The 18,778-nt window shown below is 67.7% G+C and carries 14 protein-coding genes; 10 read left to right on the top strand and 4 right to left on the bottom strand.

Features of this window, described 5'->3' with window-relative positions:
• Positions 1-4: 4 nt before the first annotated feature.
• Complete coding sequence (locus FHS74_RS02970) at positions 5-3,151, bottom strand: efflux RND transporter permease subunit (protein WP_184797222.1); 3,147 nt, start codon at positions 3,149-3,151, stop codon at positions 5-7.
• Positions 3,148-4,428: an efflux RND transporter periplasmic adaptor subunit gene (locus FHS74_RS02965; protein WP_184797220.1), complete on the bottom strand. Its 1,281-nt coding sequence runs from the start codon at positions 4,426-4,428 to the stop codon at positions 3,148-3,150. Before FHS74_RS02965 ends, FHS74_RS02970 begins: the two co-directional genes overlap by 4 nt.
• Before the next feature lie 473 nt (positions 4,429-4,901).
• Here FHS74_RS02965 and FHS74_RS02960 point away from each other — a divergent pair, with 473 nt between their 5' ends.
• Both FHS74_RS02960 and FHS74_RS02955 read left to right on the top strand, forming a co-directional pair.
• The gene (locus FHS74_RS02960) at positions 4,902-7,193 is read left to right on the top strand and encodes a TonB-dependent receptor (RefSeq protein ID WP_184797218.1); all 2,292 of its coding nucleotides are present in this window, start codon (positions 4,902-4,904) and stop codon (positions 7,191-7,193) included.
• 159 nt (positions 7,194-7,352) lie between these two features.
• Positions 7,353-7,799, top strand: coding sequence for an MAPEG family protein (locus FHS74_RS02955; protein ID WP_184797216.1), 447 nt, complete (start codon positions 7,353-7,355; stop codon positions 7,797-7,799).
• Here the strand turns inward: FHS74_RS02955 and FHS74_RS02950 are convergent.
• Together FHS74_RS02950 and FHS74_RS02945 are read right to left on the bottom strand one after the other, a co-directional pair.
• Complete coding sequence (locus tag FHS74_RS02950) at positions 7,796-8,464, bottom strand: SdpI family protein (protein WP_184797214.1); 669 nt, start codon at positions 8,462-8,464, stop codon at positions 7,796-7,798. The genes FHS74_RS02955 and FHS74_RS02950 overlap by 4 nt on opposite strands.
• Before the next feature lie 4 nt (positions 8,465-8,468).
• Positions 8,469-8,774, bottom strand: a complete 306-nt coding sequence (locus FHS74_RS02945) for an autorepressor SdpR family transcription factor (protein ID WP_184797212.1) — start codon at positions 8,772-8,774, stop codon at positions 8,469-8,471.
• 281 nt (positions 8,775-9,055) lie between these two features.
• Here FHS74_RS02945 and fliF point away from each other — a divergent pair, with 281 nt between their 5' ends.
• From fliF to FHS74_RS02905, 8 genes are all read left to right on the top strand, one after another.
• A complete protein-coding gene (fliF, locus tag FHS74_RS02940) occupies positions 9,056-10,714 on the top strand; it encodes a flagellar basal-body MS-ring/collar protein FliF (protein ID WP_184797210.1) in 1,659 nt (552 codons plus the stop codon).
• 16 nt (positions 10,715-10,730) lie between these two features.
• Positions 10,731-11,441 carry a FliH/SctL family protein gene (locus FHS74_RS02935; RefSeq protein WP_184797208.1) on the top strand — a complete coding sequence of 237 codons (711 nt, stop codon included), beginning with the start codon at positions 10,731-10,733 and terminating at the stop codon, positions 11,439-11,441.
• Between the two features lie 139 nt (positions 11,442-11,580).
• Positions 11,581-11,883: a flagellar motor switch protein FliN gene (gene fliN, locus FHS74_RS02930; RefSeq protein WP_184797206.1), complete on the top strand. Its 303-nt coding sequence runs from the start codon at positions 11,581-11,583 to the stop codon at positions 11,881-11,883.
• 65 nt (positions 11,884-11,948) lie between these two features.
• Entirely contained in the window at positions 11,949-12,884 is a 936-nt protein-coding gene (locus FHS74_RS02925; RefSeq protein WP_343066841.1) for a motility protein A, read from the top strand.
• Between the two features lie 61 nt (positions 12,885-12,945).
• Positions 12,946-14,358: a sigma-54-dependent transcriptional regulator FlbD gene (gene flbD, locus FHS74_RS02920; protein ID WP_184797204.1), complete on the top strand. Its 1,413-nt coding sequence runs from the start codon at positions 12,946-12,948 to the stop codon at positions 14,356-14,358.
• 33 nt (positions 14,359-14,391) lie between these two features.
• A complete protein-coding gene (gene flhA, locus FHS74_RS02915) occupies positions 14,392-16,542 on the top strand; it encodes a flagellar biosynthesis protein FlhA (protein ID WP_184797202.1) in 2,151 nt (716 codons plus the stop codon).
• Between the two features lie 403 nt (positions 16,543-16,945).
• Positions 16,946-17,938 (top strand): flagellar biosynthesis protein FlhF, encoded by a 993-nt coding sequence (locus FHS74_RS02910; RefSeq protein WP_184797200.1) that lies wholly within the window; start codon positions 16,946-16,948, stop codon positions 17,936-17,938.
• On the top strand, positions 17,935-18,747 hold the full coding sequence (locus FHS74_RS02905) for a MinD/ParA family protein (RefSeq protein WP_246462863.1): 813 nt from the start codon (positions 17,935-17,937) through the stop codon (positions 18,745-18,747). Before FHS74_RS02910 ends, FHS74_RS02905 begins: the two co-directional genes overlap by 4 nt.
• Positions 18,748-18,778: the final 31 nt, after the last annotated feature.

Here is an 18,778-nt window from a genome sequence, read left to right as displayed (position 1 = left end):
GTGCCTACTCCGCCGCGTCGGCCCGCCCGTCGGTGTTCGCCGGGACCAGGCGGCGGGCGGCGCGCCGGGCCTTGCCTTGGTGCAGTAGGCGGTCGATCCAGCGGCTGAAGTCCTCCATGTAGAGGTACAGCACCGGGGTGATGTAGAGGGTCAGCAACTGCGACACCACCAGGCCGCCGACCACGGCCACGCCCAGGGGCTGGCGCAGCTCCGCACTGGCGCCTGAGGCGAGGGCTATGGGCAGGGTGCCCATCAAGGCCGCCATGGTGGTCATCATGATGGGCCGGAAGCGCAGCAGGCAGGCGCGGTAGATGGCGTCCTGCGGGGCGGCACCGTCGCGCCGGGCCTCCAGCGCGAAGTCGATCATCATGATGGCGTTCTTCTTCACGATGCCGATCAGCATCAGCACGCCGATGATGGCGATGACGCTGAGGTCGAAGCCGAACAGCATGAGGGAGCCCACCGCCCCCACCGCCGCCGACGGCAGGCCGGACAGGATGGTCAGCGGGTGGATGAAGCTTTCATACAGCACACCCAGCACGATGTAGATCACCACCACCGCCGCCAGCAGCAGCAGTCCCTGGTTGGCCAGCGCCTGCTGGAACACCTGGGCCGTGCCCTGGAAGCTGCCAGCGATGCTGTCGGGCATGCCGATCTCGCGCTGCACACCCTCGATGGCCGTGACGGCGGCGCCCAACGACACGCCCGGGGCCAGGTTGAAGGACAGGGTGACGGCCGGCAGCTGGCCCTGGTGGTTGACGCTGATGGGGCCGGAGGTGCGGTCGATGCGGGCCACGGCGCCCAGGGGGACCAGCTTGCCGCTATCGGACCGGATGTAGATGCGGTTCAGCACGTCGGCCGACTTCTGCGCCTCCGGCGACAGTTCCAGGATCACCTCGTAATCGTTGGTGGGCGTGTAGATGGTGGAGATCTGGCGGGTGCCGAACGCGCTGTAGAGGCTGGAGCGCAGGTTCTCCGCCGTCAGGCCCAGCATGTAGGCCTTGTCCAGATCCACATGGATGGAGGCGTTCTGGCCGGACAGCTGCAAATCGCTGGTCACGTCCTGCAGTTGCGGCATCTGCGCCATCTTCCGCATCAGCCGGTCCGACCATTGATACAGCGCCGGCTGGTCCAGGCCCTGCAGCGTGTACTGATACAGGCTCTTGGACTGGCGGCCGGAGACGTTGAGGTTCTGCACCGGCTGGAAAAAGACGTTGATGCCGGCGATGCCCGCCACGTCCTGGCGCAGGCTCTGGATCACCGCCTCCATGTTGGGCCGGTGGGCGCGGTCCTTCAGCGACATGAAGATGCGGCCGGTGTTGGTGGCGTTGCCGCCGCCCCCGCCACCGACGGAGGAGATGAAGGTCTCGATATAGGGGTTCCTGGCCACGGCGGCGGCGGCCTGCCGCTGCAAGGCGATCATGGCATCGAAGGAGATGTCCTGCCGCGCCTCGGTCTGGGCGAAGATCTGGCCGTTGTCCTCCGTGGGGAAGAAGCCCTTTTGCACCTGCTGGAACAGCACGACGGTGCCCACCAGCGTGGCGAGGAACACGGCCACCACCACCCGACGGTGGCCCAGGCACCAGGTCAGGGTGCGGTCATAGCCCCGGAGCCAGGCCTCGAACCCGGCCTCCGTCACCCGTTGGAACCGGTTGGGCTTGGCGTGGCCGTCATGGTGGATGAAGCGGCTGCACAGCATGGGCGTCAGGGTCAACGAGGTCAGCGCCGAGGCGGCGATGGCCAGGGTCACCGTCACCGCGAACTCATGGAACAGCCGGCCCACCACGCCGCCCATCATGAAGATGGGGATGAACACCGCCACCAGCGACAGGGTGATGGAGACGATGGTGAAGCCGATCTCCCGGCTGCCCTTCAGCGCCGCCTCGAAAGGGCTCATCCCCTCCTCGATATAGCGGACGATGTTTTCCAGCATGACGATGGCGTCGTCCACCACCAGGCCCACCGACAGGGTCAGGGCCAGCAGCGAGATGTTGTCGATGGAAAAGCCGAAAGCCTTCATGGCGCCGGCGGCGCCGATGAGGGAGATGGGCACGGCGATGCCGGGGATGAGGGTGGCGCTGACCTTGCGCAGGAACAGGAAGATGACCATCACCACCAGGACGATGGTCAGGAGCAGGGTGAACTGCACATCTTCCACCGCCGCCCGGATGGACAGCGATCGGTCGATCAGCACGTTGATGTCGACGGAGGGTGGCAGGCTGGCCTTGAAGGTGGGGATGACCCGCCTCACCGCGTCCACCACCTCCACCGTGTTGGCGTCGGGCTGGCGCTGGATGGCCAGCACGATGGTGCGGGTGGTGCCATTGTACCAGCTGGCGGTCTTGTCGTTCTCCACCCCGTCGATGACGGTGGCGACGTCGCCCAGGCGCACCGGTGCGCCGTTGCGGGTGGCGATGACCAGGTGGGCGAAGCTCTGCGCGTCGAACAGCTGGGTGTTGGTCTCCAGGATCAGCTGCTGGGAGGCGCCGGAAACCACACCCACCGGTGTGCTGGAATTGGCGGCGGCAATGGCGTTCTGCACCTCGTCCACGCCCAGACCACGGGCGGTCAGCGCCTCCGGGTCCAAACGGATGCGCACCGCGAACTTCTGCGCCCCCCAGACCTGGACCTGCGCCACGCCCCTGAGGGTGGAGATGGCGGGGCTGAGCAGCGTCTCCGCATACTCGTCCACCTGGCTGAGCGGCAAGGTGGGGCTGCTCAAGGTCAGCAGCAGCACCGGCTGGTCGGCGGGGTTGACCTTGCGATAGCTGGGCGGGGTCGTCATCTCGATGGGCAAGCGGCGCTGCACCCGCGACAGGGCCGCCTGCACGTCCAGCGCCGCGCTGTCGATATCGCGGTCCAGCTCGAACTGGATGTTGACCGTCGTGCTGCCCTGGACGCTGGTCGAGGTGATGCTGTCGATGCCGGCGATGGTGGAGAACTCACGCTCCATCTGGATGGCAACCGACGACGCCATGGTGTCCGGGCTGGCGCCGGGCAGCGAGGCGTTGACGCTGATGACCGGGAAGTCCACCCGCGGCAACGCCGCCACCGGCAGGTATCGATAGGCCAGCACGCCGCCGAAGATGAGGGCCGCCGTCAGCAGGACGGTCATCACCGGCCGGCGGATGCAAAGCTCGGAAATGTTCACGTCCGCGCCTTTCCGTTCGCCTGCTCGGGGCTGGCGCGGCCGACGCTGGCGCCGGTGGCGGCCTCGGGCGCCGGCACGCCGTCGGCCTCAAGGCCACCCTGGCCCTGCGTTTGCCCGGCGGGAGGTTCCGTCACCTTGGCGCCCGGCACCAGGCGCAACTGCCCCTCGGTCACCACCCGCTCGCCCGCCTCCAGGCCGGTGGCGATCACGGCCCCCTGTTCGGTGAAGCGCGCCACCGTCACCGGCCGCATGTCCACGGTGTCGTCGGACTTGACGACGAAGACATAGGCGCCGGCCTGGCCGCGCTGCACCGCCACCGCCGGCACGGACAAGACGTCCGCCTCCGCCCCCAGGTGCAAGGTCACGTTCACGAACTGGCCCGGCCACAGCGCGCGATCCTTGTTCGGAAACAACCCCTTCAGCTGGATGGTGCCGGATTGCTGGTCCACTGTGTTGTCGATGAAGACCAGGCGCCCGGTGGCGCTGACCAAACCGTCGCCGGTCTTCACCGCCACCGATGGCGGGGCCGTCGACCGCAGGGCTTGGCGCACCACCGTCACATGCTTCTCCGGCACGGTGAAGGTGACGTTGATCGGGGCGACCTGCACCAGGGCGGTCAGGGTGGAGCCGCTGTCGCTGCCCTTCACCAGGTTGCCGGGCCGCAACTGGATGCTGCCCACCACCCCGTCGATGGGGGAGCGGATTTCGGTGAAGGCCAGGGTCAACCGCGCCTGGTCCACCGCCGCCTGGTCGGCCAGCACCGTGGCCTCCTGCGCCTTGGCCGTGGCGGCCGCCTGTTCGTTCTGTTGCAGGGAGACGGCACCCCGGGCGAACAGGCCGGCATTGCGCTGGGCGTCCGACCGCGCCTGGCCAAGGTTGGCCTGGTCGCGGGCCAGGTTGGCCTCCGCCTGCATCAAGGCCGCCTTGGCCGGGCGCTGGTCCAGCAGGAACAACAGGTCACCGGCCTTGACCTCCTGCCCTTCCTCCACCTTCGCTTCCATCAGCTGGCTGTCGATGCGGGCGCGCACCTGCACGGTGGAGATGGGCTGCACGGTGCCCACCGCCGTCACGTCCACCGGCATGGCGCCCCGGCGCACGCGCGCCGTCACCACCGGCACGGGGCCGTCATTGCCCCGGCGGGGCGGCTGCTTGCCCGCCGGGCCGGCGGCCTCGGCGACGGGCGGGCCCTGCCAGGACTTGGCGCCCCACACGCGGTATCCGCCGTACAGGCAGACCAGGGCAAGGGCCAGCGCGGCGATGGCCAGGGGGCGTTTCATCAGGATGGCTCCGAAGGCGGACGGATGCGGGGACGGACGGCGGCGCGATCCTGAGGAAAAACGGCGAAAGACGCGCTATTGCGGGCAGCCGGCCGAAACACCGCCGCCCCCTGGACGGCGGGCGCCCGGCCCAGCCCTGTCAGTCCACGCATCCGCATTCGCGCCCCGAACCGCACTCAGGCACCCCGACCGGCATGTCCCGCAAAGGGGGCAAAATGCCGCGGATCCCGATTCCCGCTGTCTTATAAGTTATAGCCTGAGCCCAAGCATTATCCTAAAAGTATGAGCGCCTTAGGCTGACCCCCCGCTACAGATGCGGCCTGGACATCGGCGCCGGCACCCCGCCGGCCTGGACATACCGCCCATCCCCCAGCGTGGCAGCATCATCCCTTCGCAGCGCCGCCGGGATGGGGTAAACCGGCGCCGTTTCCAACATCCTCATTTGCAAAGACCTTAAGGAGGCTTCTGTAACGATGCGCCGTCTGTTGCTGCTGTCCACCATCCTGGCGGGTTCGCCCGTCGTTCCGGCTTCGGCCGCCCTGGCCGCAGACGTGTTCGCCTCCTATACCGCCGACCATACCGACGACCGACATACCGACGACCCCCATACCACCGGCGGACAGACGTCCGCCGCGCCGGCCGCGCCGCAGGCCCCCTCCGTCACCGCCGCCGATGACACCCAGTCCCCCCTGGACCAGATCGTGGTGACCGCCACCCGCCGGGCCGAAGCCCTGCGCGACGTGCCGGCCAGCGTGTCGACGGTTTCGCGCGCCGATTTCGAGCAAAAGGGCGTGCTGTTCATTGGTGACGAACTGACGGACCTGCCGGGCGTGCTGGTGTCGAAGAACGACATGGGCACCTACACCTCGATCAGCCTGCGCGGCGTGCCCAACAAGATCCACAACGACACCCTGGTCGTGCTGATGGACGGCGTGCCCTTCGTCACCGGCGACGGGGAGGTCGACCTGGAACAGTTGCCGTTCGGTGCTGTGGGAAAGGTGGACGTGGTGCGGGGCCCGATGTCGGCCCTGTACGGCCGTGGCGCCATCAGCGGCACCATCAACTACCAGACGCGCGACGTTACCGACCAGCCGCTGCGGGAAGTCACGCTGCAGGCCGGCAGCGACGGCTGGCTGCACGCCGACGCCCTGCTGCAGACCCCAACCGTGCAGGGCGGCGCCCTGCTGGTGGATGTGGGCAGCGAGCGCGGCGATGGCTGGCGCGACCGCACCAGCCGGCGGGAGCGCAACCTGTTCCTGAAGCATGTCCTGGACATGGGGACGGCCGGCCGCCTGACCGTCACCGCCACCTGGGTCGACACGCGCCAGGGACTGGCCGGCGAACTGCCGGTGGACAGCCGGGGCGAGTTGATCGACCTGCCCGGCGGCCGCAAGGCCAACTGGAACGAGGACAACGCCGGCTTCAACAAGCGCATGGCGACCGCGACCGCCACGTACGAAGTGGATCTGGACGAGGGGCTGGTGGCCACCACCAAGCTGCATATCCGCCAGGCCTTGACGTCCGCCCTGCAAGGGGCGGCGAACGAATACGACCCGACGGCCGGCAGCGTGACCTTCACCGGATTTCGGGTCGACGGCAACACCGTGACCGGCTATGGCGAGCAGCAACTGGCCTGGACCCGCGGCCCCTGGCAGGTGCTGGGCGGGGTCAGTTTCGAACAGGTGCGCGCCCATCATACCGAGCATTGGACCGGGCAGCTGGACGACACCTATTTCTATGGCCAGCAGCGCAGCATCCAGACCGGAGCCGATCTCAACACCAGCGACTGGGTCAGCGATGTGCTGCTCAACGCCTATGGCCGCGACCGGGCCTATGCCGGCTATGTCCAGGTCGACCGCACCATCGGTCCGGTGACCCTGGACGTGGGCGGCCGCTATGATCATTTCCAGCGGCACGTCGATTTCGGCCCCACCACCAGCGGCGGCGCCGACGGCACCATCACGCCGGGCGGCACGGCGGACGACAGCAACAGCCACTTCAGCCCCAAGGCGTCCGCCACCTGGAAGGTGACGCCCCAGGTCAGCGCCTATGTCGCCTATGGCCAGGGCTTCTCTTCGGGCTTCGGCCCCCTGTGGTCGTTCCGCTCGCGGGAAAAGGGTCTGAACCCCGAGCTGGCGGACAATGTCGAGGCGGGCGTGAAGGGCGACGCCTTCGGCGGCCTGCTGTCGGGCGGCGTCACCGTTTACCGGCTGCAACGCAACGACCTGCTGCAGGTGCTGGAGGTCAACGGCGTCCAGCGCACCATCAATACCGGAAAGCAGTTGTCGCAAGGCGTTGAGCTGCAGGGAACGGCCCGGCTGGACAGCGTGGTGCCGCACCTGTCGGCCGACGTCACCTACGGCTATACCGAGGCCTACTGGCTGCGGGACAAGTTCGTGGAGGCCGACACCCTGGTGGAACATGATTTCACCGGCAAGCGTATCCAGGGGGTGCCCCGCCACACCGGCAGCATCGCCCTGAACCAGGGCCTGCCGGAGTGGGGCGTGTCGGCCAAGCTGTGGGTGGAGATGTTCGGCGACTACGCCTACGACAACCAGAACAGCCGCATCAGCGGCGGCTACGCCCTGTGGAACACCACCTGGACGTGGACGCCCAAGGGCCAGGACACGCTGGATTTGGGCCTGACGGTGCGCAACCTGCTGGATCGCAAGGTCAACCTGATCGAGGCCGACGACAACGGCCCCCTGGGCGCCTTCCCCCAGCCGCCACGCCAGTTCCTGGCCACGGCCAAGGTGCGGTTCTGATCACCTGATCCCTCTGGGGAGAACGTTGACGGCGCGCGGGAGGTACCCCGCGCGCCGTCTTTCTTTATCGCCATCGGTCCAGGTCCCGCGATCCGCCCTTCCCGTCGCCGCGGAAAACCATACGTTGTTTATGGAATGTCCCCAAAGCAACGGATCGTCATGACAAGCAGCATCGCCCTGTTCTTCCCCATGTTGGCCCTGTTCCTGTTCACCGTGCTGGTGGGCATCCGCCTGTTCGCGCTGCGGGTGCGGGCGGTCAGGCAGGGGAACGTCGGCCTGTCCTACTTCCGCAACTTCGCCGCCGGCACGCAGCCGGAGGAACTGGCCACGGGCCAGCGCGCCTTCGACAACCTCATGGAGGCGCCGCCGCTGTTCCATGTCATCTGCACGGTGTTGATGGTCCTGCATCAGGGCGACCATCTCTATGAGGCCCTGGCCTGGGCTTATGTGGCCCTACGCCTGGTCCAGGGTCTGATCCACCTGACCTATAACAACGTCATCCACCGCGCCACGGCCTACATGGCCTCCATGCTGGTCCTGGTGGTGATGTGGGTGCGGCTGGGCGTCACCTTGCTGACGGTGCCGGGGCTGATGGTCCCCGGCTAAAGCGGGCGGCTTGGCCGCACACGCCAGTAGAGGTAGGAACGGACCCAGGCGATGATCGCCACGGTCATCACCACGCTGACGCTGAGGCTGGGGCCGCGCAGAATGCCCGGGGGCAAGAACAGCGCCAGCGCCATCAGGATCAGGCCGCCGGCCACGGTCAGCCAACCGCCGAAGCGATGCGTCCGGTCCCACACCCAGTCGTCGGCCTTGGTCCAGGGCGTGCGGATGCCCAACAGATGGTTGGGCCGCACCTTGCCCAGGACATTGCCGATCACCGCCATGGCCAGGCCCAGCGCGAAGGCGTGCAGCCGTCGCAGATCCATCGGATGCCCCAAGGCCGTGACCGCCAGCCCCAGATGCGTCATCGCCAGCACGCCCAGGACGGACAGGCGGGATATGCGCCAGGCGGCGGCCGACCGCTCCAGATTCTCCGCCATCGGCAGGAGACGCGCCATCAGCGGCAACGCCACGGCCAGGACCAGCGCCATCAGCGGCCCAATCCCCAACGCCCAGGGGGCGTGGGCGAAACGGGTTGGATGACCGGCGGCATCGAAATGCACCGGCAACGACACGTCCGGCCCCAGCCGCCACAGCGTATACATGCTGGCGCCCACCATCAGCGCCAGGATCTGAACCGTGAGAATCCAATGGGTGCGCGCGGACATGACGCTATTTCTCCTGTTTCAGCAGGTCGCCCGCCGCCCCCGGCTCTCCCTGCCCTATCCCCATGCTGTCCATGAGGCCCGACAGCGCCTCCTCCAGCACCGACAGCTTCAGGCGGTAGTAGATGGTGGTGCCCTGGCGTTCCTGGTCCACCAGATCGGCCTCGCGCAGCACGGCGAAATGGCCGGACAGCGTGGGCTTGGCCAGATCGAAGTGGCGGGCGATATCACCGGCGGACAGCGGCCCATCGCGCAGCAACTGCAGGATGCGGCGGCGGCTGGGATCGGCCAGGGCTTTGAAGACGCGATTCATGGGAATGGTATTTAGCTAATCACCGAAATAAAGTCAAGGGCCGCCCGCTTCTGAATCGTTGCAATTTGCAAAAACAATGCCCCGAGCAACCCTTGTTGAATGCAACACCGCCCACCCTGGCAAAATGCGTGACGCAAATGACACACTTTCCAAGGTGTAGGAAAATTTTGCCGGGCACCCCCTGTTTCATTCCCTGAACGTTCCCAGAATCCTCGCAAACGCTGAGTCGACAGTATAGACTCCCCTGTGATTTTTCGGTGACCGCCGGCCGGGAGCGGACCTTGGAAAACCTTTTGCAGACCTTGCGTAATCTGGGCCCGGTGCGGCTGGGCGCCATCGGTGGCGTGGCCCTGCTGATCATCGCCCTGTTCGGCTTCCTGCTGTTCAACGGCTCGTCGCCCAACATGGCCCTGCTGTACAGCGACCTGTCGCCCAGCGACGGCGGCGCCATCGTGCAGCAGCTGGACCAGATGCAGCCCAAGGTGCCCTATCAGGTCAGCCCCGACAGCACCCGGATCGAGGTGCCCGCCGACCAGGTGGGGCGCATCCGCATGCTGATGGCCCAACAGGGCCTGCCCACCGGCGGCAATGTCGGCTACGAAATCTTCAACCAGCCTGAGGGCCTGGGCACCACCAGCTTCATGCAGTCCGTCCAGCAGCTGCGCGCGCTGGAGGGTGAGTTGTCGCGCACGGTGAACACGCTGGCCCCGGTGCAGCAGTCGCGCATCCACCTCGTGCTGCCCAAGCGGGAGCTGTTCAGCCGCGACACGCAGAAGGCCACCGCCAGCGTCGTCCTGCGCCTGCGCCCCGGCCAGCAGATGAAAAAGGAACAGGTCGCCAGCATCCAGCACCTGATCGCCGCGTCGGTGCCGGGGCTGCAGCCCGACATGGTGTCGGTGGTGGACGACAAGGGCAACCTGCTGGCCCGCGGCATGGGGTCCGACAGCAAGGAAGCCATGATGGCGACGGCGGAGGAAAAGCGCCTCGCTTATCAGCAGCGCCTGACCGACAAGGTCGAGGAGATCGTGGGCCGCACCGTGGGCATGGGCAAGGTGCGGGCCGAGGTGACGGTCGACATGGATTTCGACCGCATCACCACCAACAGCGAGATCTTCGACCCCGACAGCCAGGTCGTGCGCTCGACCGAGACCAACAACGAGAACTCGGAAGACATCAACAAGGAAGGCCAGGACCCGGTGACGGTGGCCAACAACCTGCCCTCCGCCAACGCCGAGAACGCCAGCAACGGCGCGTCCAGTTCCAAGAGCACCAAGGCCAACGAGCGCATCAATTACGAGATCAGCAAGACCGTGAAGGTCCATGAGCGCGAGGCGGGCCAGGTGCGCCGCTTGTCGGTCGCCGTGCTGGTCGACGGCAACTACGCGCCCGACGACAAGGGGGTCGCCCAGTACCAGCCGCGCTCGGACGACGAGTTGCAGAAGCTGGCGTCGCTGGTGCGTTCCTCCATCGGCTATGACGGCTCACGCGGGGACACGGTTGACGTCGTCAGCATGAAGTTCGCCACCCCCGAAGGCGAACTGGACGCCAAGGAAGAGACGCTGTTCGGCCTGCCCAAGCAGGACGTGTTCCGCATCGCCGAGACCATCGTGCTGGCCATCGTCGCCATCCTGGTCATCCTGCTGGTCATCCGGCCGCTGGTCGCGCGCGCCCTGGACCGCACGCCCCAGCTGGACGAGGAGCCGGACCTGCTGTCCGACAGCGGCGTGCCCCAGTTGGCGGGCCCCGGCGGCGGCGCCCTGGCCCGCGAATTGGCGCTGGAGGCGGCACAGGCCAACGAGGAACTGGAACAGATGATCGACATCAACCGGGTGGACGGCCGCGTTCGCGCGTCCTCGCTGCGCAAGGTGGGTGAGATCGTCGAGAAACATCCGGAGGAGGCCGTGTCCATCATCCGCAACTGGCTGTACCAGGAAAATTGAGCGCGGACGTGAGCCTATGACCAACATCCGCAGGTTCCTGTTCGACAATTCCTTCGACCCCGAGGGCCGCCGCGTCGAGGTGGCGGAGGATTTGCCGCCGCCGATGCCGGAGCGGCCGCCGGAACCACCGCCCCCACCCCCGCCGCCGCCGGAACCGACCTTCAGCCTGGCCGACCTGCAGCAACAGGTGCGCATGGCCCGCGAGGCGGGCTACGCCCAGGGCCACGCCGAGGGCATGGCGGCCGGCGCCGACCAGTCGGCGCAGGCGCTGGCCCACGTGCTGGGCCAGCTGCAGGGCAGTGTCGCCCAGCTGATCCAGGCGGAGACGCAGGCCCGGGCCTTGCGGTCGCAGAACACCGTGCGGATCGCGCTGGCCATCGTCCGCAAGATCTTCCCGGCGATGGTCAAGCGCCACGGCCTGGTGGAGGTGGAAGCGACGGTGTCCTCCTTCCTGGCGGAGCTGTCGGACGAACCGCGCCTATTGGTGCGGGTGCATGAGAACTGGCTGGCCCCCATCAAGGAAAAGATCGAGGACATGGCGGCGCGCCAGGGCTTCGCCGGTTCCGTCGCCGTGGTGGCCGATCCCCGCGCGGGCGAGCTGGACTGCAAGGCCGACTGGGGTGATGGCGGCGCCGAGCGCGACGTGGCGGCGCTGTGGGCGGAGATCGACCGCATCGCCGGCAATTTGGGCCGGCCGCTGGAGGATGGCCGCGCGGCGGCGGAGTGACGCCCCGACGGATATCGTCGTGCGAATAGGCCTTGTCGGGCCAGGGTGTTATGCGATGCCCCCCTTGTGTTATGGGGAACTGTGTTATGGGGAACATGGACGGGGCCTGCGGCCCCGGGGTTGAGAAACGAGGGAAGCGATGAGCCTGGACGATTTCGACGGCCAAACAGGCATGGACGCCGATGGCGCCCCGATCGTGAAAGACCTGGAGGCCGTCTACGACATCCCGGTTCAGATTTCCGCCGTGCTGGGCAAATGCACCATGCAAGTGAGCCAGCTGCTGAAGCTGGGCCGCGGCGCCGTGGTGGAATTGGACCGCAAGGTGGGTGAAGCCATCGACATCTACGTTAACAACCGCCTGGTCGCCCGTGGCGAAGTGGTGGTGGTGGAAGACCGCCTGGGCGTGACCATGACGGAAATCATCAAGTCCGAGCGCACCTGATCCCGAACCCCCGCCTAAAGCCGAAGACGCCAGCATCCAGACCAGCATCAAGAGACGAGAGCCCGGTGAACACCCGTCCCCCTTCCCCAACCTTGCGCGCCGCCGCCCCCGGCGGACGGACGGGCGCGGCAGCAGCGGCGCCGGTGCCGGCGCCGGAAGCGGCGAACGAGGCCAAGGGGGCTCCCCATCCCGCGTCCGCCCCGCTGCCGGAACCGGTGCGGATACGTCATGGGCTGGACCTGACCACCGTGCTGGGCCTGGCGGCCGGCTTCGCCCTGGTATTCTCGGCCCTGGCTTTCGGCGGGCATGCCCGCGCCTTCATCAACGTGCCGTCGCTGATGATCGTCGTGGGCGGCACCATCGCCGTCACCATCGTCTCCTTCGCGCGGGAAGACCTGACTGCCTGCCGCCGCCAGCTGACGCGGGCCCTGATGCGGCCGGTTTCCGACATGGCCGACGTTTCGGGCTATGTGCTGCAGATGGCGGAGGCCGCGCGGCGCAACGGCCCGCTGACCCTGCAGCCGCTGTTGAAGGACAAGGGTGTGGAGCCCCTACAGGCCCGCGCCATCGAACTGGTGGTGGACGGCATCGCGGCCGAGGATGTGGAACGCATCCTCCGCACGGAGATCGAGGCGCAGCAGGCCCGCTCCCGCCACGCCGCCGCCGTCCTGCGCCGCGCGTCGGAAGTGGCGCCGGCCATGGGCCTGATCGGCACGCTGGTGGGCCTGGTGCAGATGCTGGGCAACCTTCAGGACCCGGCCGCCATCGGCCCCGCCATGGCCATCGCCCTGCTGACGACGTTCTATGGCGCGTTGGTGGGCAACATGGCGCTGGCGCCGCTGGCCGGGAAGCTGGAACGCAACACCGACGCCCAGACCATCGTGGACACGCTGTTCATGCTGGGCGCCATCTCCATCGCCCGGCAGGAGAATCCGCGCCGGCTGGAAATGATGATGAACACGGTTCTGCCGCCTGAACTGCGGCTGAGCCATTACGACTGACACTAGGGGCGAATAGGGCGCCGCCCATGTGGGGCGCCCTGGTTTGAAAGGGTTGTGAGCGATGCGGTTGCTGATCGTAGGGACGCTGGAAGGCTACATCACGGCGGCGGGCAAGATCGCGCTCCAGAAGGGCGCGAAGGTCGCGCACACCGACAGCATCGGCGGGGCGCTCAACGCCCTGCGCGGCGGCCAGGGCGCCGATCTGGTGATGATCGACGTCAAGCTTGACGTCGGCATGCTGATCGAGGCGCTGAAGGCCGAGCGCATCACCGTGCCGGTGGTGGCCTGCGGTGTCGCGACGGACGCGCAGGCGGCGGTGAAGGCCATCCGCGCCGGCGCCAAGGAATACATCCCGCTACCCCCCGACGCGCAGCTGATCGCCGCCGTGCTGGAGGCGGTGGCGGAGGAAAGCCACGCCATCGTCAGCCGCGACCCGTCCATGGCCAGCGTGCTGCGCCTGGCCGACCAGATTGCCCCCAGCGACGCCAGTGTGCTGATCACCGGCGAGTCCGGCACCGGCAAGGAGCTGATGGCGCGCTACATCCACCGCAAGAGCCGCCGGGCCAACGCCGTGTTCGTCTCGGTCAATTGCGCCGCCATCCCGGAAAACCTGCTGGAGTCCGAGCTGTTCGGCCACGAGAAGGGCGCCTTCACCGGCGCCGTGGCGCGGCGCGTTGGCAAGTTCGAGGAGGCCAACGGCGGCACCCTGCTGCTGGACGAAATCTCGGAAATGGACATCCGCCTGCAGGCTAAGCTGCTGCGCGCCATCCAGGAGCGGGAGATCGACCGGGTGGGCGGGACCCAGCCGGTCAAGGTGGACATCCGCGTGCTGGCGACCAGCAACCGCCTTCTGGAAGAGGAGGTGCGGGCCGGCCGCTTCCGTGAGGATCTGTTCTTCCGCCTGAACGTGGTGAACCTGATCCTGCCGCCCTTGCGCGAACGCCCGGCCGACATCGCCGTCCTCTGCCAGCACTTCGCCACCAAGTATTCCGAGGCCAACGGCCTGCCGGAACGCACGGTGGGGCCGGAAGCCATGGCCCTGCTGAAGGGGCACCGCTGGCGCGGCAATGTGCGTGAGCTGGAGAACACCATGCACCGCGCCGTGCTGCTGTCCCGCGGGACGGAGATCGGCACCGACGCCATCCTGCTGACCGGTGCCGAACCGGCACCGGCGGCACCCGGCTACAGCGCCGTCGCCCCGGTGGCCGCCCGCGCCACCGCGGCCGCGTACCCCGCCTCGTCCGTCGACCCCGGCGCCTCGGGCACGGCCGGCCTGGTGGGCCGCAGCGTGGCGGACGTGGAGCGCGACCTGATCATCGACACCCTCAGCCACTGCCTGGGCAACCGGACGCATGCCGCCAACATCCTCGGCATCTCCATCCGCACCCTGCGCAACAAGCTGAAGCAGTATGGTGACGAGGGCGTGGCCGTTCCGCCGCCGGCGGGCGGTGAGTTGGACCGGGCGGCGATATAATCGGCCCCCTGACCGGGACCGGAAAGAGAGACCATGGCTGACCAGACCGCGGCCTCCGGCAACAATCCGCTCGCCACCTTCCTCGGGAGCGCGCGCACGGCCGGGCCAGCCTTGCTGAAGCGGACGGAGATTCTGTTCGCGCTGGGCATCGTGACCATCCTGGTCATGCTGGTCATTCCCCTGCCCACCTTCCTGCTGGATTTCGGGCTCGCCGTTTCCTTCACCTTCTCCGTCCTCATCCTGATGACGGTGCTCAGCATCCAGAAACCGCTGGAGATGAGCTCCTTCCCCACCATCCTGCTGGTGTCCACCATGTTGCGCCTGGCGCTCAACATGGCCTCGACCCGCTTGATCCTGGGCCACGGGCATGAAGGCACCCAGGCCGCCGGCCACGTCATCCAGGCGTTTGGCGGCTTCATCATGGGGGGCAACTTCATCATCGGCGTGACGGTCTTCGCTATCCTGGTGATGGTGAACTTCACCGTCATCACCAAGGGTTCCGGCCGTATCGCCGAAGTGGCGGCCCGCTTCACCCTGGACGGCATGCCCGGCAAGCAGATGGCCATCGACGCCGACCTGTCGGCCGGCCTGATCGAAGAGGGCGAGGCCAAGAAGCGCCGCCGCGAACTGGAAGAGGAAAGCCAGTTCTTCGGCGCCATGGACGGCGCGTCGAAGTTCGTGCGCGGCGACGCCGTGGCCGGCATGGTCATCACCTTCATCAACGTCGTTGTCGGCATGATCATCGGCGTCGGCCAGAAGAACATGTCGTTCCTGAAGGCCGGGGCCACCTACACCCAGCTGACCATCGGCGACGGCCTGGTCAGCCAGATCCCGGCGCTGATCGTCTCGCTGGCCGCCGGCCTGATGGTGTCGAAATCCGGTTCGTCCGGGTCGGCCGACAAGGCGCTGTTCGGGCAGCTGAGCTTCTATCCCGCCGCGATGGGCCTCAGCGCCTTCCTGCTCTGCGCCCTGGCCCTGCTGCCGGGCCTGCCCTTCCTGCCCTTCATCTCCCTGGCCATCGCCCTGTTCGCCGGCGCCTACTACCTGCCCCGCTTGCGCAAGGCGCGGGGCGACCAGCCCGCCGAGGCCATGGCCGGCGGCGCCCCGGGCGCCCCCGGGGGACCCGGGGGCCCGCCCGCCCCAGCGCCGGAGGAGCCCATCTCCTCCGCCCTGGCCATCGACCTCATCCGCCTGGAACTGGGCTATGGCCTGCTGTCGCTGATCAACACCGACGCCGGCCATCGCCTGACCGACCAGATCAAGGGCCTGCGCCGCCAGTTGGCCAGCGAGATCGGCATCATCATGCCGGCCGTGCGCATCCAGGACAATTTGCAGCTGCCGCCCAACAGCTACGTCATCCGCATCAAGGAGATCGAGGCCGGCCGGGGCGACGTGCGCCCCAACATGCTGTTGTGCATGGATCCCCGGGGCGAGCCCATCCAGTTGCCGGGCGAGGTGACGACGGAGCCGACCTTTGGCCTGCCCGCCATGTGGATCGAACCGGCGTACCGCGAGGAGGCGCTGTTCAAGGGCTTCACCGTCGTCGACCCGCCCACCGTGCTGACCACCCACCTGACCGAGGTGGTGCGCGACAACATGGCGGACCTGCTGTCCTACGCCGAGACGCAGAAGCTGCTGGACGAACTGACCAAGGAACAGCAGAAGCTGGTGGCCGACGTCATCCCCGGCCAGATCGGCGTGGGCGCCTTGCAGCGTGTGCTGCAAAGCCTGCTGGGCGAACGCATCTCCATCCGCGACCTGCCCGCCATTCTGGAAGGCGTGTCGGAGGCCACGGGTTATACCCGCAACATCACCCAGATCACGGAACACGTGCGCGCCCGCCTGGCCCGCCAAATTTCCGACAACCACACCAACGACCAGGGCTACATTCCCCTCATCACCCTGTCGCCGGAATGGGAACAGGCCTTCGCCGAGTCCATCGTGGGCGAAGGCGACGAGCGCAACCTGGCCATGGCGCCCTCGCGCCTGCAGCAGTTCATCACCGCCGTTCGCCAGACCTATGACCGCCACGCCATGATGGGTGAGTCGCCGGTGATGCTGACCAGTCCGGGCATCCGGCCCTTCGTCCGCTCCATCATCGAGCGATTCCGCCCGGCCACCGCCGTCATGTCGCAAAATGAGATCCACCCCAAGGCCAAGATCAAGACGCTGGGACAGGTCTAAGCGGGGCATGCCGCCGGCGCGGGGGACCTTAAAAGGGCATTGCCGTGCATTTTAGCTAACGTAAAATTAAGCATAAGCGGCGTAAAAAGCACGCTGGCGGGTAAGTGTTGCGCCCGCACCCTGATCGCTGATGCAACGGTACTGATAAAATGCCATCCTTACCTTGACGTATTTGTCCACTGGGCGGCAGACAGGCTCCCATCATCCGCGCCGGTTGGGCGCACGATGGGGGCATGCGCCCGAGGGGAAATCGTCAGGCGAAGCCGGCCCATCAGGTCCGGCGCCAGGGTTTCGAGAGGCCGCGACGGCGGGTGCAGCCGGCGCGGCGCCGGTGGCAGGGTCCCGCAGGGGGTGGGCCCCTGTGGGGAGGTGGAGTGGATATGGCCCCTAGGGCAGGACAATCATGCGGCTGAAGTCCTTTCACGCCCCAACCATGGGCGAGGCGATGCGCCTTGTGCGGGAGGTGCTGGGGGATGACGCCATCATCGTCGCCACGCGCGAGGAGGAAGGGGTCGGCGTCCGGGTGACGGCGGCGGTGGAGGAGTCCATCCCCGGTTCCGGCATGGCTTCCCTCAACGACCGCTATCACGACCCGATGGCCCCCAACCCGGCCGACCAGGTGACGGACATCCTGTTCCGCCACGGCCTGCCGGCCGACCTGAACCAGCGGCTGATGGACAGCATCGCCGATTTCGACGCCAAGGACGCCCAGACCCTGCTGGCCGCGGCCCTGGAATCCGTCTTCGCCTTCCAACCCCTGCCCGAGGGCCGCTTCCCCAAGCCGCTGATGCTGGTGGGGCCGCCCGGCGCCGGCAAGACGCTGACGGTGGCGAAACTGTGCGCCCGCGCGGCCTTGAAGGGCCGGCCGGTGGGGGTCATTTCGACCGACACCGTGCGCGCCGGCGGCATCGACCAGCTGGCGGCCTTCACCCGCGTCCTGAAGCTGCGCCTGATGACGGTGGAGGATCCGCTGGCCCTGGCCGACGCGCTGGACGTGCAGCGGGGGGCCGAACAGGTGCTGGTCGACAGCGCTGGGCGCAATCCCTACAATCAGGCCGACCTGAACGATTTGCGCGATTTCCTGGTGGCCGCCGACATCGAGCCGGTGTTGGTGATGCCTGCCGGCATGGATCCGGTGGAGGCCGCGGAAATGGCCCGCGCCTTCCGCGCCCTGGGTGCCCGGCGCCTGCTGACCACCCGTCTCGACATGGCCCGGCGTCTGGGCAGCATGCTGACCGCCGCGCATGAGGCGGGGCTCGCCCTGTGCGACGCCAGCGCCAGCCCGCGCGCCGCCGATGGCCTGACACCGCTTTCACCCACTTCGCTCGCCCGCCTGATGATGCCCGGCTCAGAGACCAGCGAACGCCGCGCCAAGCAAACGGGGACCCACGCATGAACGACCTACTCTCCCCGGCCGGCGTGCCCGCCGCGCTTGCCGCCGACAACGTGATGCCCTTGCGACGCCAGAACATCCTGGCGGTCGCCAGCGGCAAGGGCGGCGTGGGCAAGACCTTCTTTTCGGTCACGCTGGCGCACGCCCTGGCCCGCACCGGCAAGCGCACACTGCTGTTCGACGGTGATCTGGGCCTGGCCAACGTCGACATCCAGCTGGGCCTGATGCCCAAGCGCGACCTGGGCCAGGTGATCGACGGCATGGTGACCCTGCAGGGGGCGGCCCAGCGCTTCCCCGAGGGCGGCTTCGACATCATCGCCGGCCGCTCCGGTTCCGGCAGCCTCGCCAACCTGCCCCCGGCGCGCCTGACCCAATTGCGGACGGAACTGGCCGATGTCGCCAAGAGCTATGACTGGGTGGTCATCGATCTGGGTGCCGGCGTGGACCGCATGGTGCGCACCTTCTCCGGCCCGGCCGGCACCACCCTGGTGGTGACAACGGATGAGCCGACCTCCATCACCGACGCCTACGCCTTCCTGAAGCTCAGCTATCAGGCCAACCCCATGGCCGATCTGCGGGTGGTCATCAACATGGCTGACAGCCGCTCGCTGGGCGAGAAGACGTATGAGAAGCTGCTGACCGTCTGCCAGCGCTATCTGAAGATGTCGCCCAAGCTGGGTGGCATCGTGCGCCGCGACGCCAAGGTGCGCGAGGCCATCCGCAACCAGTCGCCCCTCTTCGTGCGCTTCCCCACCTCGGACGCCGCGCACGACATCGAGGCGGTGGCCAATCGACTGAACCTCGGCGGCTGATCCGGCGTGGCCAGCGGCGGCGGGGCGGACG

This window comes from Nitrospirillum iridis (assembly GCF_014205765.1).
Classification (GTDB): Bacteria; Pseudomonadota; Alphaproteobacteria; order Azospirillales; family Azospirillaceae; genus Nitrospirillum; species Nitrospirillum iridis.
The sequence above is the reverse complement of the archived record's forward strand: the minus strand, read 5'-3'. Positions and strand labels throughout refer to the sequence as shown.